The organism is Bradyrhizobium sp. Leo78 (assembly GCF_059512425.1).
Window position 1 is genome coordinate 1 of record NZ_JCAMOT010000200.1, and the last position, 482, is coordinate 482.

Annotated in this window: 1 pseudogene; it reads right to left on the reverse strand. The window is 60.6% G+C overall.

From position 1 onward, the window contains the following. Positions 1 to 481, reverse strand: a pseudogene (locus tag AC5ZG1_RS44275) (cellulose biosynthesis protein CelD); the annotation flags it as partial. Position 482 lies beyond the last annotated feature (1 nt).

The window sequence follows — 482 nt, forward strand, 5'->3', positions numbered from 1 at the left end:
GGTTCTGGTTCTGCACCATTGGCAGTCCGGTGAGCGGGGTCTGCCGCCCGCGCCATTCCCGCGGAAGGTTTTGCAGCAGCAGCAGATCGGCATGGCCCTTCAAGACCTGCCGAAGCTGCCCCGCGAACTTCTCCGCGTCGATGCTGCCGCCGCTTTCGGCAAAATTGCCGGAGAACAGACCGGTATTGATATTGCTGTGGTCGGCCGCGATGAACTTGGCGACGGCCAATCCGCGGGATTTGACGATCTCGATCGGCAGAATGAAGGCCGTCTCCCCGGCATAGGTGCCCTTGAGGATCGCCAGCGGCCGCCGAAAGGCTTTGACCCAGGCGGCGCACCAATCATAGCTCTGATGAAGTGAGTGGAGGTCGTCGGTCTCCAGAGCCCGCCAATCATCCTCCAGCGGCTGCATCGCGTCGAATACCGAGATGTCGATTTTTGCCATGGCAAGTTTCATGCTCACCTGGCGTAGGCGTGAAATC